The following is a 25432-nucleotide window of genomic DNA, read 5'->3' as shown; positions in this document are numbered from 1 at the left end:
GTCGATGCCGTGCCGAAGCCGCTGAGCCTTCCCTTCGATCCCATCGCCCGCGCCGACGAGCTCTGGCAGCAGCGCTGGGGACCCGTGCCCTCGATGGGGGCGATCACCTCGATCATGCGGGCCCAGCAGATCCTGCTCGCCGAGGTCGACGCCGTCGTCAAGCCGTACGGGCTGACCTTCGCCCGGTACGAGGCGCTGGTGCTGCTCACCTTCTCCAAGGCCGGTGAGCTGCCGATGTCCAAGATCGGGGAGCGGCTGATGGTGCATCCGACCTCGGTCACCAACACCGTGGACCGGCTGGTCAAGTCCGGTCTGGTCGGCAAGCGGCCCAACCCGAACGACGGCCGCGGAACGCTCGCGTCCATCACCGACAAGGGTCGCGAGGTCGTCGAGGCGGCCACCCGGGACCTGGTCGCGGTCGACTTCGGGCTCGGGGTGTACGACTCCGAGGAGTGCGCCGAGATCTTCGCCATGCTGCGGCCGCTGCGGGTGGCGGCCCAGGACTTCGACGAGGGGTGAGCACGCGCCGGGGGGTGCGCGAAGATCGCCCCGGTCGTCCCGTTACGCTCGTGTCCATGAAACAGAACGTGCTCACCCGCTACCGGGTGATGGCTTACGTCACCGCGGTCTGGCTGCTCGTCTTCACCGCGGCGATCATTGCGAAGTACGGCTTCGAGACCGGCGACACCATGCTGATCTCCCAGGTCCACGGCGTGCTGTTCATCGTCTACGTCGTCTTCGCGTTCGATCTCGGCTCCAAGGCGAAGTGGCCCTTCGGCAAGCTCCTGTGGGTGCTGGCCGCCGGTTGCATCCCCTTCGCCTCGTTCTTCGTCGAGCCGAAGGTCAGCCGCGAGGCCCAGGCGCTGGTCACCAAGCCCGCCCAGGCGCCCGTCCAGGCCTGACCCGACCGCCCCGCGCGAAAAGCGCCGGGCGGTTTGCCATCGACATTTACTAGGACGTCCTAGTAAATTCGAGGTATGGACGCTGACGCGATCGAGGAAGGCCGCCTCCGCTGGCAGGCCCGTTACGACAAGGCCCGCAAGCGTGACGCGGACTTCACCACGCTCTCCGGGGACCCGGTGGAGCCCGCGTACGGGCCACGCCCCGGCGACACGTACGAGGGATTCGAGCGGATCGGCTGGCCCGGGGAGTATCCCTTCACCCGTGGACTGCACCCCACCGGCTACCGGGGCCGCACGTGGACGATCCGCCAGTTCGCCGGCTTCGGCAACGCCCAGCAGACCAACGAGCGCTACAAGATGATCCTCGCGGCGGGCGGCGGCGGACTCAGCGTCGCCTTCGACATGCCGACGCTGATGGGCCGCGACTCCGACGACCCGCGCGCGCTCGGCGAGGTCGGCCACTGCGGCGTCGCCATCGACTCCGCCGCCGACATGGAGATCCTCTTCGGGGACATCCCCCTCGGCGACGTCACCACCTCCATGACGATCAGCGGCCCGGCCGTGCCCGTCTTCTGCATGTACCTGGTCGCCGCCGAGCGCCAGGGCGTCGACCCGGGCGTGCTCAACGGCACGCTCCAGACCGACATCTTCAAGGAGTACATCGCGCAGAAGGAGTGGCTCTTCCAGCCCGAGCCCCACCTGCGCCTCATCGGCGACCTGATGGAGCACTGCGCCCGCGACATCCCCGCCTACAAGCCGCTCTCCGTCTCCGGCTACCACATCCGCGAGGCCGGGGCGACGGCCGCGCAGGAGCTGGCGTACACCCTCGCGGACGGCTTCGGCTATGTGGAGCTCGGCCTCTCGCGCGGCCTGGACGTCGACGCCTTCGCCTCCGGGCTCTCCTTCTTCTTCGACGCGCACCTGGACTTCTTCGAGGAGATCGCCAAGTTCCGCGCCGCCCGCCGCATCTGGGCCCGCTGGATGAAGGAGACGTACGGCGCCAAGACCGACAAGGCGCAGTGGCTCCGCTTCCACACCCAGACCGCCGGGGTCTCGCTCACCGCGCAGCAGCCGTACAACAACGTCGTACGGACGGCCGTCGAGGCGCTCTCCGCCGTCCTCGGCGGGACGAACTCGCTGCACACCAACGCCCTCGACGAGACCCTCGCGCTCCCCTCCGAGCAGGCCGCCGAGATCGCCCTGCGCACCCAGCAGGTGCTGATGGAGGAGACAGGCGTCGCCAATGTGGCCGACCCGCTGGGCGGCTCCTGGTACGTCGAGCAGCTCACCGACCGGATCGAGGCCGAGGCCGAGAAGATCTTCGACCAGATCAGGGAGCGCGGCACCCGGGCCCACCCCGACGGGAAGCACCCCATCGGGCCGATCACCTCCGGCATCCTGCGCGGCATCGAGGACGGCTGGTTCACCGGCGAGATCGCCGAGTCCGCGTTCCAGTACCAGCGGTCCCTGGAGAAGGGCGACAAGCGGGTCGTCGGCGTCAACGTCCACCACGGCTCGGTCACCGGCGACCTGGAGATCCTCCGGGTCAGCCACGAGGTCGAGCGCGACCAGGTCAGCCAGCTCGCCGACCGCAAGGCCGCCCGCGACGACGCCAAGGTGACCGCCGCCCTGGACGCGATGCTCGCCTCCGCCCGCGACGGCTCCAACATGATCGCGCCGATGCTGGACGCGGTACGGGCCGAGGCCACGCTCGGCGAGATCTGCGGGGTGCTGCGCGAGGAGTGGGGCACCTACACGGAGCCGCCGGGCTTCTGATCCCGGGCAGGTGAACGGGAGGGCCCGCCGCTCGGCGGGCCCTCCCCGAACGTCAGCGTGAACAGCGCCCCGCCGCCCGGCGCCGCCCCCGCCGTCAGCTCCGCACCGTGCGCGCGGGCGATCTGCCGGGCCATCGCCAGGCCGAGCCCCGAGCCGGGCAGGGCGCGCGCCGCCTCGGCGCGGTAGAAGCGGTCGAAGACGTACGGGAGGTCCTCGGCCGGGATCCCCGGCCCGTGGTCCCGGACCGTCACGTCGAGACCGTCCCCATAGGCGTTCAGCGCCACCTCCACCGGAGTGCCCGGCGGGCTGAACTTGGCCGCGTTGTCCAGCAGGTTCGTCAGCAGCCGGGCCAGCCGCGCCGGAACACCGGGCCGGACCGCCCCCGCCGCGCCCGCCCCCGCCTCCAGCAGAAAACGGGTCTCCGGCCAGTGCGTCCGGGCCATGGCCACCGTCCGCTCCGCCACCTCCGCGATCCGCACCTCCTCCAGCAGCGGCAGCGGCTCCTCGTCCCGGGCCAGCTCGATCAGGTCGTTCACCAGCCCGGTCACCTCCCGGATCCCGCGCCCCAGCGCCCCCGACGCCCGCTCGCGCTGCGCGGGCGTCAGCCGGTCCCCGCGGGCCAGCAGCTCCGCGTTGGTGCGCAGCGCGGTCAGCGGGGTCCGCAGCTCGTGCGAGGCGTCCGCGACCAGCCGGCGCTGCGAGCTCACCGACTGCTCCAGCTCCCCGAGCATCGTGTTGAAGCTGGCCGCCAGCCGCGTCACCTCGTCCTGCCGCCCCGGTGGACCCGGCGGCAGCTCGATCCGGTGGCGTGGATCCCGGGTCGCCGCGATCCGCTCGGCGGTCGAGGTCAGCCGGGCCACCGGGGCCAGGCCCGTGCGCGAGACGGCGTACCCGAGCAGCCCCGCCAGCAGGACGCCCGCCCCGCCGACCGCCGCGAGCAGCACGGCCGCCTGCCGCACGCCCTTCTCCACCGGGTCCGCGCGCAACGCCACCTGGAGCGCCCGCCCGTCCCCGAACCGGGTCGTCAGCATCCGCAGCGGCTGCCCGAAGCGGGTGACGTTGCTGTAGTACGGGGCCCGCGTCCCCGCCGCCACCTCGCGTACGGGGGCGGCGACGGGCAGCAGATAGGCGGCCTCCGGGTCCGCCGCCGGGTCGGCGGGCACGATCTGGGCGCAGGCGGGCGCGGAGAGGAAGCGGCACTCGCCGGCCACGATCTGCGGGCCCTCGCCCCGGTTCTCCTGGATCACCCGGGTCGCCGACTGGGTGAGGGAGAGGTCCAGTTGGTGCAGCAGCTCGTAGCGGATGACGAAGAACGCCGCCGCGCACACCCCGACCGCGACCAGCGCCACCGCCGCCGAGGCCGCCAGCGCGAGCCGGGTCCGCAGCGGCCGCCTGCGCCGCCACCGGGCGCCCAGCCTCCGCACCCCGCTCACGCCACGTCCAGCCGGTAGCCGAGCCCGTGCACGGTGTGGACGAGCCTCGGCTCGCCGCCCGCCTCCAGTTTCCGCCGCAGATAACCCACGTACACCGCCAGCGAGTTGGAGTCGGGCCCGAAGTCCTCGCCCCAGACCCGCTCCAGGATCACCTCGCGCGGCAGCACCTGACCGGGGTGGCGCAGCAGCAGCTCCAGCAGGGCGGCCTCGGTGCGGGAGAACTCCACCGGGCGGCCGCCGCGCCGCCCGGTCCGCGTCACCGGATCCAGCGTCAGATCCGCGAAGGCGAGATCCCCGCCCGGCGTCGGCGGTGCGGCCCGCCGCAGCAACGCCCGTACGCGTGCCACCAGTTCGTCCAGTGCGAACGGCTTCACCAGATAGTCGTCGGCCCCCGCCTCCAGACCGTCCACCCGCTCGCTCACCGACGACAGCGCGGTCAGCACCAGCACCGGCGTCCGGTCCTCCATCGCCCGCAGCCTCCGGCAGACCGCGAGCCCGTCCAGCACCGGCATCATCACGTCCAGGACCAGCGCGTCCGGCTCCCAGGCTGCCACCGCCGACAGCGCGGCCAGACCGTCGCCGACGCCCCGGACCTCGTACCCCTCGACGCTCAGCCCGTCCTCGACGGCGGCCCGCACATCCGGATCGTCCTCGGCCACCAGAATCCTGTTCATAGCCTGAAGACTGCCAAACCGGACTCTTAGAACCCTCTTAAGCCGCTTCCCGAGAGTGGCGGCCATGCGCACACCACTCTCCGTCGTGATCGGTGCGGGCGGCACCGGCGGCCATATCTACCCCGGTCTCGCCCTCGCCGAGGCCCTGCGCCGCGCCGACCCGGACGCGGTCATCTCCTTCATCGGCACCGAACGCGGACTGGAGACGACCCTGATCCCGGCGGCCGGCTACCGGCTGCACACCGTCGACATGATCCCCTTCGACCCCGCGCTCGGCGCGAAGCGTTTCCTGCTCCCGGCCGCGCTGCTCCGCTCCGGCGCCCAGGCCCGCTCGGTCCTGCGTACGCAGCGGGCCCAGATCGTCGTCGGCATGGGCGGCTACCCGAGCGCCCCGGCGATCGTCGGCGCGCGCATGGCCGGACTGCCCAGCGTGATCCACGAGTCCAACGCCGTTCCCGGCCGGGCCAACCAGTTCGCCGCCCGGCTCACCGGCAACCTCACCGTCGCCTTCGACGGCAGCCGCGCCCATCTGTCGGGCGGCGAGCGGGCGCAGACCGTCGGCATGCCGATCGCCGCGTCCCTGGCCGCCCTGGACCGGCCCGCCCTGCGCGCGGAGGCCCGCCGCGCCTTCGGGATACCCGACGGGGCGCGGGTCGTCCTCTTCAACGGCGGCAGCCTCGGCGCGGCCCGCCTCACCGCCGCCGCCGTGGGCCTCGCCGCCCGCTGGCGGGGGCGCGGGGACGTCCACCTCCTGGTCAAGACGGGCCCGGCCGCGCTCGCGGAGACCCGGCGGAAGCTCATCGAGGAGGGCGTGGGGCCCGTCGCCCAGGCGGTGCCCTACCTCGACCGGATGGACCTCGCCTACGCGGTCGCCGACCTGGTGGTCTGCCGGGCGGGCTCGGCCACGATCGCGGAACTCGCCACGACCGGGGTGCCCGCCGTCCTCGTGCCGTACCCGCACGCCCCCGGCGACCACCAGACCCACAACGCCCGGGTCCTCTCCGACGCCGGCGCCGCCCACCTCGTCCCCGACGCCGAGACCACCGCCGACCGCCTCGCCGAACTGATCGACCCGCTGCTGGCCGACCCGGCCCGGCTCGCCGTGATGGGGCGCGCCGCCGACCCGGGCAACCACGCCCGCGCCGCCGACCTGCTGGCCGAGACGGTCATCCGCCTCGCCGGACAACCCACCGACACCAGGGAGTTCACCCCATGACCGACACCACCGCCATCGACACCACCGCCGTCGACTGGACCGGCCGCACCGTCCTCGTCACCGGGGCCGAGGGCTTCATCGGCTCCACCCTCGTCGACCTGCTCGTCGAACGCGGCGCCCGCGTCCGGGCGTTCGTCCACTACAAGCCGTACGCCGACAAGGGCCACCTCGCCCGCTACCTCGACGACCCGCACGGCCCCGTCGAGATGATCGCCGGGGACGTCGGCGACGCGGGCCGGGTGATGGACGCGGTCGAGGGCTGCGACACGGTCTTCCACCTCGCCGCCCTCATCGGCATCCCCTACAGCTACGACTCCCCGGGCGCGTACGTCCGTACGAACGTCGTCGGCACCGAGAACATCGCCGAGGCCTGCCGCCGCCACTCCGTCCGCCGGCTGCTGCACACCTCCACCAGCGAGGTCTACGGGTCCGCGTTGACCGCCCCGATCGGCGAGGACCACCCGCTCCAGCCGCAGTCGCCGTACTCCGCCTCGAAGATCGGCGCGGACATGATGGCGCTGTCCCACTGGCACGCCTTCGAGCTGCCGGTGACGGTGGTGCGGCCGTTCAACACCTACGGGCCCCGCCAGTCGGCCCGTGCCGTGATCCCCACGATCCTGGCCCAACTGCACTCCGGGGCCCGGGAGATCCGGCTCGGCTCGCTGACCCCGACCCGCGACTTCACGTACGTCACCGACACCGCGGCCGGGTTCCTGGCACTGGCCGGCTGCGACCGCGCCCTGGGGGAGAGCGTCAACCTCGGCACCGGCCGGGAGATCTCGGTCGGGGACCTCGCGAAGGCGCTCATCACCGCCTCCGGCCGGGACGCCGAGATCGTCGTGGACCCGGCGCGGCTGCGGCCCTCCGGCAGCGAGGTGCACCGGCTGCTCTCGGACAACACCCGGGCCCGCACCTGGGCGGGCTGGGAGCCCGAAGTCACCCTGGAGGAAGGCCTGGAGCGGACCTCGGCCTGGGTGGCGGACCACCTGCACCTCTTCGCACCGGGGCGCTACCAGGTCTGAGCGGTCCTTCAGCGCCGACTGCACCGTCCACGCCGACTACACCGTCTACGCCGCCTGGGCGCCGGCCAGCCCCAGCAGCAGCAGCGAGGTGAAGCCGCTCGCCCACGCGGCGTCCACCGGCTCCGCGCTCACGAGCGTGCGGTGCACCACCGCTCCGGCGATCACGTCGAAGATCAGGTCCGCGTTGCGGGCGGCCGTCGAGGCGTCGTCCTCGTACCGCAGCTCGCCGCGGGCCTGGGCGCGTTCCCGGCCCAGCAGCACCAGCCGTTTCTGCCGGTCCACGATGGCCGAGCGGATCCGGTGGCGCAGCGAGTCGTCGCGGGTGGACTCGGCTACCACCGCCATCAGCGCGGTCCGGGCCTCCGGCCGTTCCAGCAGGGTGGCGAACTGGAGCACGACGCCCTGCACATCGGCGGCCAGACTGCCCCGGTCCGGCAGTTCCAGCTCGTCGAAGAGGACGGCGACCGCGTCCACGACCAACTCGTTCTTGCCCGCCCAGCGCCGGTAGAGGGTCGTCTTGGCGACCCCGGCCCGGGTCGCGACATCGCCCATCGTCAGTTTCGACCAGCCGAGATCGACCAGGGACGCCCGCGTCGCTTCGAGGATCGCGGCGTCGGCCGCGGTGCTCCGCGGACGTCCTGTTCGGGTGGCTTTGGGGTCGCTGTCGCTCATGATGCGGCGACCATACCGGCCGGTAGGGAGAACCGTTGTGCCCCGGTGCCCGTGAGACAGATCACCGGGATCACCTGTCCCGGCGGGGCGATCGGCAGTTACGCTACGGGTCGTAGCGTAAGGAAGGCGGTCAGCCGCCCCCGTACGCCACGGAACGAACGAGCGACAGCCACCGGGGCTCTTCACCGAGCCCCAGGCGCCGGGTGGGGACCCGGGGCCGCACGGACCGGCCGGATGGGGATCCGGAAGGTCCACCCGGGTCTTTCAGGGGCCCACCAGTTCCGTCACCGTTCCACCGAGGTCCTCCGGGCCTCGCCGGGCCTTCAGGGGTCCGGTCGGTTCCGCCCCGGTTTCCGTCGGCCCCCGCACGCCGGTGGGGGCCTCGGACCGGTCCGGATCTCGCACTCGCTTTTCGGAACAGTGCGCTCAGGGGGGAGGATGTACGTATGCAGCCTAGGAACATGTCCATGAGCGGCGTTGTCGACCTCGCCGCCGTCAAGGCGGCCGGTGAGGCCAAGGCCAAGGCCGAGCAGGCCCGTGCGGAGGCCTCCCGTACCGGGGGCGCCGGCGCCGTCGCGCCCACCGCCCTGGTGATCGACGTCGATGAAGCCGGTTTCGAGCGCGATGTCCTCCAGCGCTCCGCCGAGGTCCCCGTCGTCATCGACTTCTGGGCCGAGTGGTGCGAGCCGTGCAAGCAGCTGGGCCCTCTGCTGGAGCGCCTGGCCGTCGAGTACAACGGCCGCTTCCTGCTGGCCAAGGTCGATGTCGACGCCAACCAGATGCTGATGCAGCAGTTCGGCATCCAGGGCATTCCGGCCGTTTTCGCCGTCGTCGCCGGGCAGGCCCTCCCGCTCTTCCAGGGCGCGGCCCCCGAGGCCCAGATCCGCGAGACGCTGGACCAGCTGATCCAGGTCGGCGAGGAGCGCTTCGGGCTGACCGGGATCGTCGTCGACCCCGACGCCGCCCCGGCGGACGCGGTCCCGGCCGAGGTGCCGGCCGGCCCGTACGACGCCATGCTGGAGGCCGCCGCTTCGGCACTCGACGCCAATGACTTCGGCGGCGCGGTCCAGGCGTACAAGAACGTCCTCGCGGACGACCCGGGCAACCCGGAGGCCAAGCTCGGCCTGGCCCAGGCGGAGCTGCTCGGCCGGGTGCAGAACCTGGACCCGCAGGCGGTCCGCAAGGAAGCCGCGGACAGCCCGGGCGATGTGAACGCCCAGCTCGCCGCCGCCGATCTGGACCTGGTCGGCGGCCATGTCGAGGACGCCTTCGGCCGGCTCGTCGAGGCGGTCCGCCGCACCGCGGGCGACGACCGCGACGCCGCCCGGCTGCGGCTGCTCGAGCTGTTCGAGGTGATCGGCCCGGAGGACCCCAGGGTCACCGCCGCGCGCACCTCGCTGGCCCGCGTCCTGTTCTGACACCGGCCCGCCGTCCGCTCCGGACGAGCCCGATTGTTCCGATGTGACAAGACGGCCGCACTGCCTCCCGGGCGGCGCGGCCGTTTTGCCGTTCTGACGCCAAAGAGTGGAGCGAGAAGCCCTCGCTTTACCAAATCTTGACAAAGATGCGAGCTGTTACTCGCAGTAAGGCGGGCTGGTGATTCTGTCCCGTTTCCGTGAAGTTTCCCGCCATTCCGATGTCCCTTTCGTGCCACCCTGCGTCGCCGCGTGATGCCGCCCTGTCGTGCTGTGGTTATCGGGCCGTTACTAGCCAGTAACGATCCCCCTTGTGTCGCGGGCGTGAATGCACCACGATCGGCCACGCTCGGTCCAATACCTCCAGCCCGGCCTCCAGCCGGTGCCTGAGGGACTGTTGGGTCCCCACCGAGTGGTCGGCGGCAGTGGCGCCGACCGCGGACAGGGGGGTTCCCGCTCACGGGCGGGGCCTGTCCGGCCGGCCGTGCGGAAAGCGCGGCCAGTGGTTGTCGCTCGGGGGTGAACGCCGGTGGATCGGATGCGGGACACGTCTCCGATACGGGCGCTCTCCTTCCCGAGGACGTAGCACTTCTCCCATCCCAGGACGGGCACGATGCCCGGCCGGAGATGTACGTCCGAGAAGAAGGAGCAAGTATGAGTTCCCAGGTTCGCGGTGGGACGAGATGGAAGCGGTTCGCTCTGGTCATGGTGCCGAGCGTCGTCGCCACGGCGGCGGTGGGCGTCGGCCTCGCACAGGGCGCGCTGGCGGCGTCGTTCAGTGTGTCCGGGCAGAGCTTCAAGGTCAGCACCGACAAGCTGGACGGCCACGACTTCGTCCAGTACGGCAGTGTCGCGAGCGGTAAGGACCTCGAAGGCAAGGACGCGCACCACGCGGTCGCGGTGTCGGGCTTCAGCAGCGCCACGATCACCAACATGTGCCAGTCGGTGGTCACGCCGAAGGTCCCCTTCATCGGCAAGAGCGTCAGTCTTCAGCTGAGGGCGGGTACCAACCCGGATAAGCCGGTCAAGGCCACCAACCTCTACCTGGACGTCGCACAGCTGGACGCCGACGCCGACTTCGAGAACATCGACATCGGTGTCGCGGCCGGTTCGCTGAAGAAGAAGGACAGGCCGAACGGGATAGGCATCCAGCCTGGTACCCAGGCCAACGAGGCGGGCTTCGCACAGCGGGCCGACCGGGCCATTCTGACCAACGTGGAGCAGACGGCGTGGGCGACCACCGCCGGCACCTTCAAGCTCAGTGACCTGAAGCTGAGGCTGCACACGGGCGTCAAGGAGTGCTTCTAGCACTCCGGCCAGGGTGGCCGGAACGTCCCCTCAGGGCTTTCCGGCCACCCACCCTCCCCTTCTCACGGCAGTACCGGTTCCAGGGAGCTGTTTTCCATGAGCCCCGAGTCCACAGGGCAGAACGAGCACTACATCCGCGTCCTTCGGCGACGCTTCCGCGCCTGGCGGGGTAACCGTCCGTTCTGGGCCGGACTGTTCACCATGGCCGGTGGCGTTCCCATCGCCTACTTCCCGTACGCCACCATGTCGCTCGGCAATATGACGCTGGCGATGTCCACCACGGCCGGCGCCGGATCCCTGATCATCGGGGTCCTGCTGATCACGCTCGGCCTGACGATGTGGTACCACAGCATCGTGCGGGTCTTCGCCGGTGTCGCCGCCATCCTGCTCGCGCTGATCTCCATACCCGTCGCCAACATCGGCGGCTTCGTCGTCGGATTCCTCCTCGCCCTCGTCGGCGGAGCCCTGTCCATTTCCTGGGCCCCGGGCGATCCGAAGGGCGCCGAGGAGGCCCCGGTCGCCGAGCACGCGGACGAGGAGCCGTCCGAGGACGAGGTCTACGCCGCGGCCGTGCCCCAGCAGCAGGGCGCCGGGTCAGGCCCGGCAGCCGATGCCGACGCCGACGCCGGGAGGCATCGTGCGGGGTGACGACGGACAGCAGATGAACGCCTACCCCGGCGACGATCTCCGCGAGCGCAAGGGCCCCCGTCACGCGGCCCCCAGGAAGTCGCTGCTGACCAAGCTCCACCTGCCCAGCGGCAAGAAGGCGCTGGCGCTCGCGGCGATGCCGACGGCGGTCTTCGTGGGCATGGGGCTGACGCCCAAGCTGGCCATGGCCGACGACGGCGACATACCGTTCGCGCCGGGACCGTGCGTCACCCGGTCCGACGAGCCGAGCGAGTCCGAGTCGCCCGAGGCGACCCCGTCCCCGTCGGCCACGGCGAAGGACGAGAAGGACAAGGGCGAGGGCGGCGGCAAGGACGACGCCGCGACCCCGAAGCCCTCGGCGAGCGGTTCCGCCTCCGGCGCGGCCCAGGACCCGGCCGGTGCGAAGCCCGACGCCGAGGACAAGTCGGCGCGGTCCGCCGGGGAGAAGCCCGCCGAGGAGCCCTCCGCGACCCCGACGCCCACGAAGTCGAAGAACCCGCTCGACCCGCTGGGCCTCGGCGACGCGCTGAAGGACCTCTTCGACGGGCCTGACAAGGGCAAGGACGAGGACAAGGGCGAGGACAAGGCCGAGAAGCCGGCGAGCCCGTCCCCGAGCCCCACGACCGAGGCCCCCAAGCCGTCCGCCCCCCCGAAGGACTCGGCGAAGGACCCGGCGAAGGACCCGGCCGGGAGCGCGGCGGACAAGGCGAAGGAGACGTCCGACAAGACGGCCGACGCCATCCGCGAGGCGGCCGAGAAGGCCGGCAAGAGCGTCGAGGAGCTCGACGAGGACGTCAAGGGACTCGACCCCAAGAAGGACGAGGACATCCCGGACGGCGCCAAGCCGCGCTTCCCGTGCCCCGAGCCCGACCCGGACGCGCTCGCCGCGGCCGAACTGGAGCCCGGCATGCCGCTGCTCCCGTCCGACCCGTGGATCCTGGAGTCGACGCTGCTCACGCTGACGGGCCTGGACTACCACGGCATCGTCGAGGTGAAGAAGGCGGACGGCAGCATCAAGAAGGTGCTGAAGTTCACCGCCAGCTCCATCGACATCAAGGACCTGCACCAGCTGACCGTCGGTCCGGCGGGCACGACCGGTCATGTGAAGTCGCGGCCCGGATCCACGTCGACGATCCGCAACGGCGAGGTGACGATGTACACGGAGGAGCTGAAGGGCAACCTCTTCGGCCTCATCCCGATCACCTTCAGCCCGGAGACCCCGCCGCCGCTGAACGTCCCGTTCGCCTTCTTCACCAAGGTGAAGGTGACCCAGGCCGGCCAGTTCGGCGGCACGCTCACCGTTCCGGGACTGAAGAACTACCTCGACGGCGGCAACGGCTGACAGCCGCCCGCCCCCCCGAACCCGTCCGGGAGCCGCACAGCACCGTGGGCCGTACTCCTCAACAGGAGTACGGCCCACGGTCATGCGGTGCGGCGTGCGGGACTAGCCCTGCTCGCCGCCCAGGTGGTGCACCCGGACCATGTTGGTGGTGCCGGGGATGCCGGGGGGCGAGCCGGCCGTGATGACCATCGTGTCGCCGTCGTTGTAGCGGTTCAGCTTCAGCAGCTCCGCGTCGACCAGGTCGACCATGGCGTCGGTGTTGTCCACGTGCGGGACGACGAACGCCTCGACGCCCCAGCTCAGGGCGAGCTGGTTGCGGGTGGCCTCGTCCGTGGTGAAGGCCAGGATCGGCTGGGCCGTGCGGTAGCGGGAGAGACGGCGGGCGGTGTCGCCCGACTTGGTGAAGGCGACCAGCGCCTTGCCGTTCAGGAAGTCCGCGATCTCGCAGGCCGCGCGGGCCACCGAACCGCCCTGCGTACGGGGCTTCTTGCCGGGGACCAGCGGCTGGAGGCCCTTGGAGAGCAGCTCCTCCTCCGCGGCGACGACGATCTTCGCCATCGTCTTGACCGTCTCGATCGGGTACGCGCCCACCGAGGACTCGGCGGACAGCATGACCGCGTCCGCACCGTCCAGGATCGCGTTGGCGACGTCGGACGCCTCGGCGCGGGTCGGGCGGGAGTTGGTGATCATCGACTCCATCATCTGGGTCGCCACGATCACCGGCTTGGCGTTGCGCCGGCACAGCTCCACCAGGCGCTTCTGCACCATCGGGACCTTCTCCAGCGGATACTCCACGGCCAGGTCGCCACGGGCCACCATCACACCGTCGAACGCCGCGACGACGCCCTCCATGTGCTCGACGGCCTGCGGCTTCTCCACCTTGGCGATGACGGGGACCCGGCGGCCCTCCTCGTCCATCACCTTGTGGACGTCCTTGACGTCGTCGGCGTCCCGGACGAAGGAGAGGGCGACCAGGTCGCAGCCCATCCGCAGCGCGAAGCGCAGGTCCTCGACGTCCTTCCCGGACAGGGCCGGGACGTTGACCGCCGCGCCGGGCAGGTTGATGCCCTTGTGGTCGGAGATGACACCGCCCTCGATGACGATGGTCTTCACCCGGGGGCCCTCGACCGCCACGACCTTCAGCTCGACGTTGCCGTCGTTGATCAGGATCGGGTCGCCCTTGGTGACGTCGCCGGGCAGACCCTTGTAGGTCGTGCCGCAGATCGACTTGTCGCCGGGGACGTCCTCGGAGGTGATGGTGAACTCGTCCCCGCGGACCAGCTCGACCGGGCCCTCGGCGAACTTCGCGAGCCGGATCTTGGGGCCCTGGAGGTCGGCGAGGACGCCGACCGCGCGGCCGGTCTCGGCGGCCGCCTTGCGGACACGGTCGTAACGGCCCTGGTGTTCCTCGTGGGTACCGTGACTGAAGTTGAAACGGGCCACGCTCATGCCGGCCTCGATCAGAGCGACGAGCTGCTCATGGGAGTCGACGGCGGGACCGAGGGTGCAGACGATTTTGGAACGGCGCATGAGGCGGATCCTATCGGTTTGTTTCGCTGCGGAATATTCCGTCTGGTGGAAGATACAAAGGGGCGCGGGGGTGCTCAGTTGTCGACCTGTCCGAACCGTGGACTACGGCCGTTCCACGAGCGCGAACGTCTGGTCGGCGATCTCCAGCTCCTCGTCCGTCGGTACCACGGCGACCGCCACCCGGGCGTACTCCGGCGAGATCAGCCGCGGCTCTCCGGACCGTACGGCGTTGAGCGAGGCGTCCACCGCCATGCCCAGCTCCTCCAGGCCCGCGATGGCAGCTTCCCGCACCGGAGCCGCGTTCTCCCCGACCCCCGCCGTGAACGCCACCGCGTCCACCCGGCCGAGCACCGCCGTATAGGCGCCGATGTACTTCTTCAGCCGGTGGATGTAGATGTCGAAGGCCAGCGCGGCCCGCTCGTCGCCCTCGTCGATCCGACGGCGGATCACCCGCATGTCGTTGTCGCCGCACAGGCCGACCAGCCCGCTCTTCTTGTTCAGCAGGACGTCGATGTCGTCGGCCGACATGCCCGCCACCCGCTTCAGATGGAAGGTGACCGCCGGATCGATGTCCCCGGAGCGCGTACCCATCACGAGCCCCTCCAAGGGCGTCAGCCCCATCGAGGTGTCCACGCACCGCCCGCCCGCGACCGCCGAGGCCGACGCCCCGTTGCCGAGGTGCAGCACGATGATGTTCACCTCCTCGGGTGTCTTCCCCAGCAGCTCGGCCGTCTTCCGCGAGACGTACGCGTGCGAGGTGCCGTGGAAGCCGTAGCGGCGGATCCGGTGCGCGTCGGCGGTCTCCACGTCGATCGCGTACCGCGCGGCCGCCTCCGGCATCGTCGTGTGGAACGCCGTGTCGAAGACCGCCACCTGCGGCAGATCGGGCCGCAGCGCCTGTGCCGTGACGATGCCGGTGATGTTCGCCGGGTTGTGCAGCGGGGCGACCGGGACGAGGCGCTCGATCTCCTTCAGCACCTCGTCGGTGATCACGGTCGGCGCGCTGAACCTCAGCCCGCCGTGCACCACCCGGTGCCCGATCGCGGCGAGCTCGGGGGAGTCGAGGCCGAGGCCGTCCGCCGCCAGCTCCTCGGCCGCCGCCTCCAGCGCCGCCGTGTGGTCGGCGATCCGGCCCGTACGTTCACGGGGCTCCGCGCCACCGCCGGTCAGCGGCGTGTGCACGAGGCGCGAGGTCTCCTCGCCGATCCGCTCGACCAGGCCCGAGGCGAGCCGGGAGCGGTCACGCATGTCGAGGAGCTGGTACTTCACCGACGAGGAGCCGGAGTTGAGGACGAGGACGCGGTGCGGTTCCACAGGGGCTGCCGTGCTTTCGTTTCCGGAGGGAGTGGCCGGGGGAGTGGGGGTGCTCATACGGGGCGCTCCTCGCCCTGCGCCTGGATCGCCGTGATCGCCACGGTGTTGACGATGTCCTGGACGAGCGCGCCGCGCGACAGGTCGTTGACCGGCTTGCGCAGACCCTGGAGCACCGGGCCGACCGCCACCGCGCCCGCCGAACGCTGCACGGCCTTGTAGGTGTTGTTGCCGGTGTTCAGGTCCGGGAAGATCAGCACGGTGGCCTGCCCGGCCACCTCCGACCCCGGCAGCTTCGTCGCCGCGACGGACGGCTCGACCGCCGCGTCGTACTGGATCGGCCCCTCCACCCGCAGCTCCGGCCGCTCCGCCCGCACCCGCTCGGTGGCCTCGCGCACCTTGTCGACGTCCGCGCCGGAACCGGAGGTCCCCGTGGAGTACGACAGCATCGCGATCCGGGGCTCCACGCCGAAGCGGGCCGCCGTCACCGCCGACTGCACCGCGATGTCCGCGAGCTGCTCCGCGTTCGGGTCCGGGTTGACCGCGCAGTCGCCGTACACGAGGACCTTGTCGGCCAGGCACATGAAGAAGACCGACGAGACGATCGAGGCGTCCGGCTTGGTCTTGATGATCTCGAAGGCCGGGCGGATGGTCGCGGCGGTGGAGTGCACCGACCCGGACACCATCCCGTCGGCCAGCCCCTCCTGCACCATCAGGGTGCCGAAGTAGTTCACGTCCGCCACCACGTCGACGGCCAGCTCCACCGTCACCCCGCGGTGCGCGCGCAGTTCGGCGTACCGCTCGGCGAAGGCCCCTCGCAGCTCCGAGGTGTGCGGGTCGATCAGCTGGGTGTCCGCGAGGTCGATGCCGAGATCGGCGGCCTTCTTGCGGATCACGTCCACATCGCCGAGCAGCGTGAGGTCGCAGACGTCCCGGCGCAGCAGGACGTCGGCGGCGCGCAGCACCCGCTCCTCGGTGCCCTCCGGCAGCACCACGCGCTTGCGGTCGGAGCGGGCCTGCTCCAGCAGCTCGTGCTCGAACATCATCGGTGTGACGCGTCCGCTGCGGGCCACCGAGATCCGCTCCAGGAGGGCGCCGGTGTCGACATGGCGCTCGAACAGGCCGAGCGCGGTCTCCGCCTTGCGCGGGGTCGCCGCGTTCAACTTCCCTTCGAGGGTGAAGAGTTCGGCAGCGGTGGGGAAGGATCCGCCGGCCACCGACACGACCGGGGTCCCCGGTGCGAGCCGGGCGGCCAGCGTGAGTATCTCCTCGCCGGGGCGCTCGTCCAGGGTCAGCAGCACACCCGCGATGGGCGGGGTGCCCGCGCTGTGCGCGGCCAGCGAACCCACCACCAGGTCCGACCGGTCCCCGGGGGTGACGACCAGACAGCCGGGCGTCAGCGCGTTGAGCAGATTCGGCAGCATCGCCCCGCCGAACACGAAGTCCAGCGCGTCGCGCGCGAGCCCCGAGTCGTCGCCGAGCAGCACCGTGCCGTCCAGCGCCGCGGTGATCTGGGCGACCGTGGGGGCCGAGAGCGCCGGATCGTCCGGCAGCACGGAGACGGGTACGGGCAGCCGGGCCGCGAGCCGCTCCGCTATCGTCGCGCGGTCCTCGGCGGCGACCCGGTTCACCACCATGGCCAGCACGTCGCAGCCGAGACCGGCGTAGGCGCGGTAGGCGTTACGGGTCTCGGCGCGGACGGACTCCGCCGTCTGGCCCTTGCCGCCGACCACCGCGATCACCGACGCCCCGAACTCGTTGGCGAGCCGGGCGTTCAGCGCCAGCTCGTCGGGGAGCTGGGTGGCGGCGAAGTCGCTGCCCAGGACGAGGACCACCTCGTACTCCCGGGCCACCTGGTGGAAGCGCTCGACGAGCCGGGAGACCAGCTCGTCGGTACCCTTCTCCGCCTGCACGGTGGAGGCCTCGTGGTAGTCCAGGCCGTAGACGGTGGCCGGGCTCTGCGAGAGCCGGTAGCGGGCCCGCAGCAGCTCGTAGAGCCGGTCGGGTCCGTCATGGACCAGCGGGCGGAAGACCCCGACCCGGTCCACCTGACGCGTCAGAAGCTCCATGACTCCCAGCTCGACGACCTGACGGCCGTCCCCCCGGTCGATCCCGGTCACGTACACGCTGCGCGCCACGCGTGGTCTCCCGTCGTTGTGCGGTGCCGCGACCCGCGGTCCGTCCAGGACGTGGGGGATCTCCCCGCGCTGTCCCCGGCCTTCCGAGGGGTGCGGCCATTGGCCTGCATTGCCTCTTGACGATACCTGCGGGGGCCGCTACGTCGCCCGCCGGAGGCCCCGGCCCGGCCGAAAGCGCCGGGTCCGTGCGAGGCGTGGGAGAATCGTGGAGGTTCAGGGCACGGGAGCCGCCTCGGGCCTTTCGTTTGGATCAGGCCGGATCAGGGAGCGGGGTCCGGTGCGTGCAGCTGCAAGGCGGAGGATTGAGTCAACGCGGAGCGTTGGTGATTGACGACAACGCCGCAGATGCGCGTGCCGGGGCCCGCGAGCCCGGCCTGATCCAAACGAAAGGCCCTCGGTCGGCTCCCCGGAAAGCGCGGTTACTAACGAGCAGGAGACACACCTCGATGCGCATCGGAATTCTCACCGCGGGCGGCGACTGCCCCGGCCTGAACGCAGTGATCCGGTCGGTCGTCCACCGGGCCGTCGTCGGCCACGGCGACGAGGTCATCGGCTTCGAGGACGGCTTCAAGGGGCTGCTCGACGGCCACTTCCGCCCCCTCGACCTCAACGCGGTCAGCGGCATCCTCGCCCGCGGCGGCACCATCCTCGGCTCGGCCCGGCTGGAGCGCGACCGGCTGCGCGAGGCCGCCGAGAACTGCGAGGAGCTGGCCCGCCGTTACGGCATCGACGCGCTCATCCCGATCGGCGGCGAGGGCACGCTCACCGCGGCCCGCATGCTCTCCGACGCGGGCATGCCGGTCGTCGGCGTCCCGAAGACCATCGACAACGACATCTCCGCCACCGACCGGACCTTCGGGTTCGACACGGCGGTGGGCGTCGCGACCGAGGCCATAGACCGTCTCAAGACCACCGCCGAGTCCCACCAGCGGGTGATGGTCGTCGAGGTCATGGGCCGGCACGCGGGCTGGATCGCCCTGGAGTCCGGGATGGCCGGCGGCGCCCACGGCATCTGCCTGCCCGAGCGCCCCTTCGAGGTCGACGACCTGGTCAAGATGGTCGAGGAGCGGTTCGCGCGCGGCAAGAAGTTCGCCGTCATCTGCGTCGCCGAGGGCGCGCACCCGGCCGAGGGCTCCATGCCGTACGCCAAGGGCGCGATCGACCAGTACGGCCACGAGCGCTTCCAGGGCATCGGCAACCGTCTCGCCGTCGAGCTGGAGACCCGGCTCGGCAAGGAGGCCCGGCCGGTCATTCTCGGCCATGTCCAGCGCGGCGGCACGCCGACCGCGTACGACCGGGTGCTCGCCACCCGCTTCGGCTGGAACGCCGTGGAGGCCGTGCACCGCGGCGACTTCGGCCGGATGACCGCCCTGCGCGGCAACGACATCGCCATGGTCCCGCTCGCCGACGCCGTCACCCAGCTGAAGCGGGTGCCCACCGAGCGGATGTACGAGGCCGAGTCGGTCTTCTGACACACCACCGCACGGGCCGCACGAGCCGCACGCGTGGCCCGTGCGGCCTGTGCGGGGTCACAGGGTTCACACCCCGGCGGTCCGCCAGAACTGCTCCACCACCCGGGACAGGAACGCCCGGCCCGCGTCGCCCGTCGACCCGGAGCGTTCCTGGCCCGTGCTGCTCCAGCTCAGTGTGGAGACCATCAACGCCTGGTAATCGGTGTGCAGTTGTTCCAGCACGTCCTGGATCAGCGCCCGGTCCAGCGGGACCAGCTTGGCCACCGGCCGGACGTACGCCTGCCAGCGCGTGGTGACCGCGCTGCTCAGCAACTCCGCCAGCTCCTCGTCGCGGCCCGTCGCGGTGAGGAACTGCGCCGCCGACAGATCCAGCGCCCGGCACAGCGCCGCCGACTGCTTCTCGTTGCCCCGCCAGCGCCCCGACTCCTCCATCCGCAGGTACGCGGCGCCCGTCATCCCCAGCTGCCGGGCCAGGTCGTCCACGGTCATGTCCCGGGTCATCCGGTGCTCGCGCAAGGTGGCGGCCGCCGCCAGCAGCTCCCCGGGGGCGCACCAGAGGACGCCGGCGAGGGCGGTCAGTTCGCGTTCCTCGGGGGTCGCGATTCCGCGTTCCCAGGCGATGACGGTCTCTGCGCTGATCCGGAGTCCGTACTGGGCGGCGAGCCCGTAGGCGACATGGCCGGGAGCCATCCCCAGTGCCTCGCGGAGACGGCGCGCGGCGGGGGCGTTGAATGGCGGGGAGGGGTGCACGGGCCCACCGTAGAAGTCCATTTCCGCCCTGGCTACGGTACGTTCCCCAAAGATCACGCTTCGTAGGAACCTCCAGCTACGAACCGGGCGGGCGGTACGGGAACCCCGCCCCACCAGCGCTTTCTTTTCCCCGCACAAAGAGGCCCGGCAGAGCTGCGAAAACGACCGGCAAGCGCTTGTGCCGAACCCCGGCGGGGTGGCGTCAGCGCCCCGCCGCCAGCCAGCTGTAGTGCAGTTCGGGTCGGCCGACCTGCCCATAATGTGGACGCCTCGCGGCGCTGCCGACGGTCACCAGATGTTCCAGGTAGCGCCGGGCCGTGATCCGCGAGATGCCCAGACGCTCCCCGGCGGCGGCCGCCGTCACGCCCTCCGGCGACTCCTTCAGCACCCGGGTCACCGCTTCCAGCGTCGGACCGCTGAGGCCCTTGGGCAGCGCGGCCGGATGCGCGACCCGCAGCGCGCCCAGCGCCCGGTCCACCTCCTCCTGCCCGCTGGCCTCCCCGGCGGCCCCCCGGAACTCCGCGTACCGCACCAGCCGGTCCCGCAGCGTGGGATACGTGAACGGCTTCAGCACGTACTGCACGACGCCGAGCGACACTCCCTCCCGCACCACCGCGAGATCCCGGGCCGAGGTCACCGCGATCACGTCCGCCCCGTGGCCGGAGGCCCGCAGTGAACGCAGCAGCCCGAGCCCGTGCCCGTCGGGCAGATAGAGGTCGAGCAGCAGCAGATCGACCGGCGTCCGCTCCAGCGCCCGCACCGCCGCCGCCCGGGTGTGCGCCACCGCCGTCACCGTGAAGCCCTCGACCCGCTCCACGTACATCTGGTGGGCGTCGGCCGCCACCGGATCGTCCTCCACCACCAGGACTCTGATCATGCCGTGACCTCCTTCGCCCGGACCCCTGCCGCCGTACGGTCCCCGAGCGGCAGCCGTACGGTGAACCGCGCGCCGCCGCCCGGACCCGCGTCCAGCTCCACCGTGCCCCCGTTGCGGTACGCCGCCTGCCGGACCAGCGCCAGGCCGAGCCCGCGCCCCGCCCCGTGCGTCGACCAGCCGCGCCGGAACACCTCGTCCGCCGCCTCCGGGCCGATGCCCGCGCCGGTGTCCGCGACCCGCAGCAACAGCTCCCGCTCGTCCGCGAGCGCGGTCACCGTGACCCGGGCCCGCCCCGCCGGGCCCCCGGCCGCACGGGGCGCGGGGACCGCACCGGAGCCGTCCCCGGCGCCGGCCTCCGTGCCGTCCGGGCCCTCCGAAGCCGCTTCCACCGCGTTGTCGATCAGATTGCCCAGGATCGTCACCAGATCGCGCTGGGCCAGCGAGTCCGGCAGCGCCCCGTCGTCGATCAGGCTGTCCTCCGCGAGCACCAGCTCCACACCCCGCTCGTTCGCCTGCGCCGCCTTGCCGAGCAGCAGCGCCGCGAGCACCGGCTCCTCCACCGCCCCCACCACCCGGTCGGTCAGCACCTGGGCCAGCTCCAGCTCCGCCGTCGCGAAGTCCACCGCCTCCTCCACCCGGCCCAGCTCGATCAGCGACACCACCGTGTGCAGCCGGTTCGCCGCCTCGTGGGCCTGCGAGCGCAACGCCTGGGTGAAACCGCGCTCGGAGTCCAGCTCACCGGTCAGCGCCTGCAGCTCGGTGTGGTCCCGCAGGGTCACCACCGTGCCCCGCCGCTCACCGCCCACCACCGGACGGGTGTTGACCACGACGACCCGGTCCGCCGTCAGGTGCAGCTCGTCCACCCGGGCCTCCGACGCCAGCAGCGCCCCGGTCAGCGGCGCGGGCAGGGCCAGCTCGTCGACCGTACGGCCGACCGCCTCCGCGTCCGGCCCCAGACCCAGCAGCTCCCGCCCGGCGTCGTTGATCAGCGCGATCCGCCGCCGCCCGTCCAGCATCAGCAGCCCCTCGCGCACCGCGTGCAGCGTGGCCTGGTGGTAGTCGTGCAGCCGGCTCAGCTCGGCCGCGTTCATCCCGTGGGTGTGCCGCCGCAGCCGGGCGTTGACCACGTACGTACCGATCCCGCCGAGGGCCAGCGCCCCGCCCGCCGCGAGCGCGAGGGCGCCGAGCTGCTCCCGTACCTGCGAGGAGACCCGGTCCACGGTGATGCCCGCGCTGACCAGGCCGACGATCCGCCCGTCGTCGCGGATCGGGGTCACCACCCGTATCGAGGGGCCCAGCGTGCCGGTGTACGTCTCGGTGAAGGTCTGCCCGCGCAGGGCCTTCGCGGTGTTCCCGAGGAAGGTGTCCCCGATCTGCGCCGTGTCCGGATGCGTCCAGCGCACCCGCTCGGTGTCCATGATCGTGACGAAGGCGATCCCGGTGTCCTCGCGCACCCGCTCCGCGTACGGCTGGAGCACGGCGGACGGGTCCTCCGTACGGATGGCCTCCCGTACGGAGGGGGAATCGGCCACCGCGAGGGCCGCCACCCGCACCTGCCGGGCGGCCGTCTCCTCCGCCTGCGCGCTGCCCGAGGCGTACGCGAACACGGCGCACCCGGCCACCACGGCGGCGATGAGCACGACCTGCATGGCGAAGAGCTGGCCCGCCAGGCTGCGAGGGAGGGTACGGGGGAGGCGCATACCCCACAGTCTGCCTGGCCCGGCCGGGTGTCTTCCGGATGGCCGGAAAGCGACTGTGAACGATATGAACGCAAGGGTGACCGGGGTCACAGGGAGGTGGATAGTCACCGGAGCCCCCAGGGACGGGGGCGCCGTGACCGAGCCGAGGAGCCAGCCGTGGCAGTGGCAGCCAAACAGCGGGACCGAACCCACTATCTGTACATCGCCGTCATCGGTGCCGTCGCGCTCGGCATCCTCGTCGGATTCGTCGCCCCCGGGGTGGCCGTCGAGCTGAAGCCCATCGGGGCCGGCTTCGTGAACCTGATCAAGATGATGATCTCGCCGATCATCTTTTGCACGATCGTGCTGGGCGTCGGCTCGGTGCGCAAGGCCGCCAAGGTCGGTGCGGTCGGCGGGCTGGCGCTCGGCTACTTCCTGGTCATGTCGACCGTGGCCCTTGCCATCGGCCTGCTGGTCGGCAATGTCCTGGAGCCCGGCTCCACCCTCCACATCACCGAGCAGGCGCGGGCCGCGGGCGAGGCACAGGCGGCGGGCGCCAGCGAGTCCACCGTGGACTTCCTGCTCGGCATCATCCCGACCACGATCGTCTCCGCCTTCACCGCGGGCGAGGTCCTCCAGACCCTGCTCGTCGCGCTCCTCGCGGGCTTCGCGCTCCAGGCGATGGGCAAGACCGGTGAGCCGATCATCCGCGGCATCACCCACATCCAGCGCCTCGTCTTCCGCATCCTCGCCATGATCATGTGGGCCGCCCCGGTCGGCGCGTTCGGCGCGATCGCCGCGGTGGTCGGCGAGACCGGCCTCGACGCCCTGAAGTCGCTGGCGATCATCATGATCGGGTTCTACGTCACCTGCGCGCTGTTCGTCTTCGTGGTGCTCGGCGCGATCCTGCGCCTGGTCGCCGGGGTGAACCTGTTCTCGCTGCTGAAGTACCTGGGCCGCGAGTTCCTGCTCATCCTGTCCACCTCCTCCTCCGAGTCGGCCCTGCCGCGGCTGATCGCCAAGATGGAGCACCTGGGCGTCAGCAAGCCCGTCGTCGGCATCACCGTGCCGACCGGCTACTCCTTCAACCTCGACGGCACCGCGATCTACCTCACGATGTCCTCGCTGTTCATCGCCAACGCGATGGGCGACCCGCTGAGCGCGGGCGAGCAGGTCTCGCTGCTGGTCTTCATGGTCATCGCCTCGAAGGGCGCGGCGGGCGTGACCGGCGCGGGCCTGGCGACCCTGGCCGGCGGGCTCCAGTCGCACCGCCCCGACCTCGTCGACGGCGTCGGCCTGATCGTCGGCATCGACCGCTTCATGAGCGAGGCCCGCGCGCTGACCAACTTCGCGGGCAACGCGGTCGCCACGGTCCTGGTCGGGCACTGGACCAAGGAGATCGACAAGGACCGGGTGAACGAGGTGCTGGCCGGCCGCGTCCCGTTCGACGAGAAGACCCTCGTGGACGACCACGCACCGGCCGGCGAATCCGACGGCTCCGCCGAGGTCCCCGACCAGCGGGACACCGCCCCCGAGCAGCCCGCCAAGGTCTGACCGGCACCACACCCCACAGCCACTGCGGCACCCCCCACGCAGGAACACCCGTATCCCCCGGTACGGGTGTTCTTGCGTCGTCGCCCGCTTCGCCGCCCGCGTCACCACCGCGTCACGGTCCGGCCGACCGGTGCAACCCTCCTTGCTCCGCACGGGTCTTGAGAGGTGAAGGACCGCAGTCCGCCCCCACGCGCCCCACGACCGAAGGACTTCCATGCGCATCACCCCTTCCCGCCGCCGGACCCTCCGCGGCGGGACCGCCGCCCTGGCCGCCACCGCACTGGTGGCGCTGGGCGCCGCGCCGTCGCTCGCCGCCGAACCGGAGCCGGATCTCGGCGTCGGAACGATCGCACCGATCAAGGGGGTTCAGGCGGGCAGCGCGTTCTCCACCCCCCTGACCTTCCTCAACAAGGGGACGGAGGAGGTGCCCGTCTCCTATGTGACGTACGCCGTGTCGCCCGGCCTGAAGGCGGACGAGACGTACAAGAACTGCGGCTACTACACGATCCCCTCCCACGACGAGATGCCCGACTCGCAGGTCGCCGCCTGCAGGATCGACCAGCCGCTGAAGCCGGGCGTGGTCTACGGGACGGCGAAGCCCGTCTCCCTCCAGGCGCTCGACTCCGCCCTCAACGACGACCTGCGGGTGACGATCGGCGTCACCGAGCCCGACCCGGACGCGGGCGACAGCGGCTCCACCGAGCCGGTGCCGGGCACCGGCGACCCGCTCACCCTGGTCGAGAAGGGCCCGGCCACCGACGCCGACCGGAAGAACCACCCCGAGCCGGCCGCATCGGCCGACGTCACCGCGGCGAACACCGCCGACTTCGGCCTGACCGGCGCCGAGCTGAAGGGCGAGGCCGGCGACAAGGTCACCGCCACGGTGAAGTTCACCAACGCCGGCCCCGCCCGGGTGCAGGGCGTCCGCGACCAGAGCGTGGCCACCGTCGACATCCGCATCCCGAAGGGCACGTCCGTCGTCAAGGCGCACGGATTCTGCGACGCGGTCACCAAGACGCACTACCGCTGCGGCACCTCGCAGTCCTGGGTCGACGTGGACGGCGGCGAGAGCTACCCCTTCGTCCTGCGCATCGACAAGGCGGTGGGCCGCACCACGGGTGAGGTCTCCTTCAGCGGCCAGGAGCGTCCCTTCGACCGCAACGCGGCCAACGACACCGCGCAGATCGTGATCGACACGGGCAAGGGTTCGGACACCTCCGGCTCCTCCGGCTCCTCGGGTTCCACCGGCGGTACGGGCGGCTCCTCGTCCACCGGAGGCTCGGGCTCCACCGGCTCCACGAGCAGCACGGGCGGCACCACCGACACGGGCGGCGGCTCGACGACCGGCGGCGCCACCCCGCAGACCGGCGGCAACCTCGCGGAGACCGGTTCGGACTCCACCCTGCCGCTCGCCGGCATGGCGGCCGCGGCCGTGGCAGCGGGCGGCGGCATCCTCTGGGCGGTGCGCCGGCGGTCCGCCGTCCGGGGCAACTGACCTTGCGTTGACGTCGGCGTCAAGGAATACGGTCGTCCCATGCGAATCGGGGAGCTGGCCGCACGGGCCGGTACGACGACGCGGACACTCCGCTACTACGAGTCGCGGGGGGGGGGGGGGGGGGGGCGTGGGGGGGGGGGGGGGCGCCCGCCGCGCCCGCGCCCCCCCCCCCCCCCCCCCCCCGACCGCGCGCAACACCCCCGAGGTGGGGGTGGTGT

21 protein-coding genes and 1 pseudogene are annotated in these 25432 nt (G+C 71.7%); 13 read left to right on the top strand and 9 right to left on the bottom strand.

The annotated features are described in order from the left end of the window. Positions 1-9 precede the first annotated feature (9 nt). The 3 genes from ACIQPT_RS25680 to ACIQPT_RS25670 all read left to right on the top strand — a co-directional run bounded on the left by ACIQPT_RS25680 (position 10) and on the right by ACIQPT_RS25670 (position 2678). Positions 10-519 carry a MarR family winged helix-turn-helix transcriptional regulator gene (locus ACIQPT_RS25680; protein WP_401158887.1) on the top strand — a complete coding sequence of 170 codons (510 nt, stop codon included), beginning with the start codon at positions 10-12 and terminating at the stop codon, positions 517-519. A 56-nt stretch (positions 520-575) separates the two neighbouring features. After that, positions 576-902 carry a DUF3817 domain-containing protein gene (locus ACIQPT_RS25675; protein WP_401158885.1) on the top strand — a complete coding sequence of 109 codons (327 nt, stop codon included), beginning with the start codon at positions 576-578 and terminating at the stop codon, positions 900-902. 75 nt (positions 903-977) lie between these two features. Then, positions 978-2678, top strand: coding sequence for a methylmalonyl-CoA mutase (locus ACIQPT_RS25670; protein ID WP_401158883.1), 1701 nt, complete (start codon positions 978-980; stop codon positions 2676-2678). On the opposite strand, the gene ACIQPT_RS25665 is transcribed toward ACIQPT_RS25670, so the two are convergent. Beyond that, entirely contained in the window at positions 2654-4111 is a 1458-nt protein-coding gene (locus tag ACIQPT_RS25665; RefSeq protein WP_401158881.1) for a sensor histidine kinase, read from the bottom strand. The genes ACIQPT_RS25670 and ACIQPT_RS25665 overlap by 25 nt on opposite strands. Further along, positions 4108-4785: a response regulator transcription factor gene (locus ACIQPT_RS25660; RefSeq protein ID WP_401158879.1), complete on the bottom strand. Its 678-nt coding sequence runs from the start codon at positions 4783-4785 to the stop codon at positions 4108-4110. The genes ACIQPT_RS25665 and ACIQPT_RS25660 overlap by 4 nt, the downstream gene beginning before the upstream one ends. A 64-nt stretch (positions 4786-4849) precedes the next feature. On the opposite strand from ACIQPT_RS25660, the gene murG reads away from it, so the two are divergent. Continuing rightward, a complete protein-coding gene (gene murG / locus ACIQPT_RS25655; RefSeq protein WP_401158877.1) occupies positions 4850-6001 on the top strand; it encodes an undecaprenyldiphospho-muramoylpentapeptide beta-N-acetylglucosaminyltransferase in 1152 nt (383 codons plus the stop codon). Then, positions 5998-7023, top strand: a complete 1026-nt coding sequence (locus tag ACIQPT_RS25650; RefSeq protein WP_401158875.1) for a GDP-mannose 4,6-dehydratase — start codon at positions 5998-6000, stop codon at positions 7021-7023. Before murG ends, ACIQPT_RS25650 begins: the two co-directional genes overlap by 4 nt. A gap of 45 nt (positions 7024-7068) precedes the next feature. Here the strand turns inward: ACIQPT_RS25650 and ACIQPT_RS25645 are convergent, their stop codons facing one another. Then, positions 7069-7695 (bottom strand): TetR/AcrR family transcriptional regulator, encoded by a 627-nt coding sequence (locus ACIQPT_RS25645; protein WP_401158873.1) that lies wholly within the window; start codon positions 7693-7695, stop codon positions 7069-7071. Positions 7696-8162: 467 nt separating this feature from the next. On the opposite strand from ACIQPT_RS25645, the gene ACIQPT_RS25640 reads away from it, so the two are divergent. From ACIQPT_RS25640 to ACIQPT_RS25625, 4 genes are all read left to right on the top strand, one after another. After that, positions 8163-9113 (top strand): tetratricopeptide repeat protein, encoded by a 951-nt coding sequence (locus ACIQPT_RS25640; RefSeq protein WP_401158871.1) that lies wholly within the window; start codon positions 8163-8165, stop codon positions 9111-9113. A gap of 651 nt (positions 9114-9764) precedes the next feature. Next, positions 9765-10418, top strand: a complete 654-nt coding sequence (locus ACIQPT_RS25635) for a DUF6230 family protein (RefSeq protein ID WP_401158869.1) — start codon at positions 9765-9767, stop codon at positions 10416-10418. Between the two features lie 96 nt (positions 10419-10514). After that, on the top strand, positions 10515-11066 hold the full coding sequence (locus ACIQPT_RS25630; RefSeq protein WP_401158867.1) for a DUF6114 domain-containing protein: 552 nt from the start codon (positions 10515-10517) through the stop codon (positions 11064-11066). After that, entirely contained in the window at positions 11056-12408 is a 1353-nt protein-coding gene (locus ACIQPT_RS25625) for a hypothetical protein (protein WP_401158866.1), read from the top strand. Before ACIQPT_RS25630 ends, ACIQPT_RS25625 begins: the two co-directional genes overlap by 11 nt. Before the next feature lie 102 nt (positions 12409-12510). Here ACIQPT_RS25625 and pyk read toward each other — a convergent pair whose 3' ends face one another. From pyk to pta, 3 genes are all read right to left on the bottom strand, one after another. Next, positions 12511-13938 carry a pyruvate kinase gene (gene pyk / locus ACIQPT_RS25620; protein ID WP_401158865.1) on the bottom strand — a complete coding sequence of 476 codons (1428 nt, stop codon included), beginning with the start codon at positions 13936-13938 and terminating at the stop codon, positions 12511-12513. Between the two features lie 102 nt (positions 13939-14040). Next, positions 14041-15252, bottom strand: coding sequence for an acetate kinase (locus ACIQPT_RS25615; RefSeq protein ID WP_401158863.1), 1212 nt, complete (start codon positions 15250-15252; stop codon positions 14041-14043). A gap of 53 nt (positions 15253-15305) precedes the next feature. After that, positions 15306-17387 (bottom strand): phosphate acetyltransferase, encoded by a 2082-nt coding sequence (gene pta, locus ACIQPT_RS25610; protein WP_401158860.1) that lies wholly within the window; start codon positions 17385-17387, stop codon positions 15306-15308. A gap of 446 nt (positions 17388-17833) precedes the next feature. Here pta and ACIQPT_RS25605 point away from each other — a divergent pair, with 446 nt between their 5' ends. Further along, positions 17834-18859 carry an ATP-dependent 6-phosphofructokinase gene (locus tag ACIQPT_RS25605; protein ID WP_401158859.1) on the top strand — a complete coding sequence of 342 codons (1026 nt, stop codon included), beginning with the start codon at positions 17834-17836 and terminating at the stop codon, positions 18857-18859. Between the two features lie 66 nt (positions 18860-18925). Here the strand turns inward: ACIQPT_RS25605 and ACIQPT_RS25600 are convergent, their stop codons facing one another. From ACIQPT_RS25600 to ACIQPT_RS25590, 3 genes are all read right to left on the bottom strand, one after another. Further along, on the bottom strand, positions 18926-19630 hold the full coding sequence (locus ACIQPT_RS25600) for a helix-turn-helix domain-containing protein (protein ID WP_401158857.1): 705 nt from the start codon (positions 19628-19630) through the stop codon (positions 18926-18928). A 181-nt stretch (positions 19631-19811) separates the two neighbouring features. Next, the gene (locus ACIQPT_RS25595; protein ID WP_030079200.1) at positions 19812-20486 is read right to left on the bottom strand and encodes a response regulator; all 675 of its coding nucleotides are present in this window, start codon (positions 20484-20486) and stop codon (positions 19812-19814) included. After that, positions 20483-22186, bottom strand: coding sequence for an ATP-binding protein (locus tag ACIQPT_RS25590; RefSeq protein ID WP_401158855.1), 1704 nt, complete (start codon positions 22184-22186; stop codon positions 20483-20485). The genes ACIQPT_RS25595 and ACIQPT_RS25590 overlap by 4 nt, the downstream gene beginning before the upstream one ends. Before the next feature lie 156 nt (positions 22187-22342). On the opposite strand from ACIQPT_RS25590, the gene ACIQPT_RS25585 reads away from it, so the two are divergent. The 3 genes and pseudogenes from ACIQPT_RS25585 to ACIQPT_RS25575 form a co-directional block, all read left to right on the top strand. Continuing rightward, positions 22343-23719, top strand: a complete 1377-nt coding sequence (locus ACIQPT_RS25585) for a cation:dicarboxylate symporter family transporter (RefSeq protein ID WP_401158853.1) — start codon at positions 22343-22345, stop codon at positions 23717-23719. 214 nt (positions 23720-23933) lie between these two features. Further along, entirely contained in the window at positions 23934-25214 is a 1281-nt protein-coding gene (locus ACIQPT_RS25580; protein WP_401158852.1) for an LAETG motif-containing sortase-dependent surface protein, read from the top strand. 39 nt (positions 25215-25253) lie between these two features. Next, positions 25254-25361, top strand: a pseudogene (locus ACIQPT_RS25575) (MerR family DNA-binding transcriptional regulator); the annotation flags it as partial. Between the last annotated feature and the right edge of the window lie 71 nt (positions 25362-25432).

This window comes from Streptomyces sp. NPDC091289 (assembly GCF_044757365.1).
In the GTDB taxonomy this organism is placed as follows: Bacteria; Actinomycetota; Actinomycetes; order Streptomycetales; family Streptomycetaceae; genus Streptomyces.
Note: the sequence above shows the minus strand (reverse complement) of the source record. Positions and strands in the feature narration are given on the sequence as shown.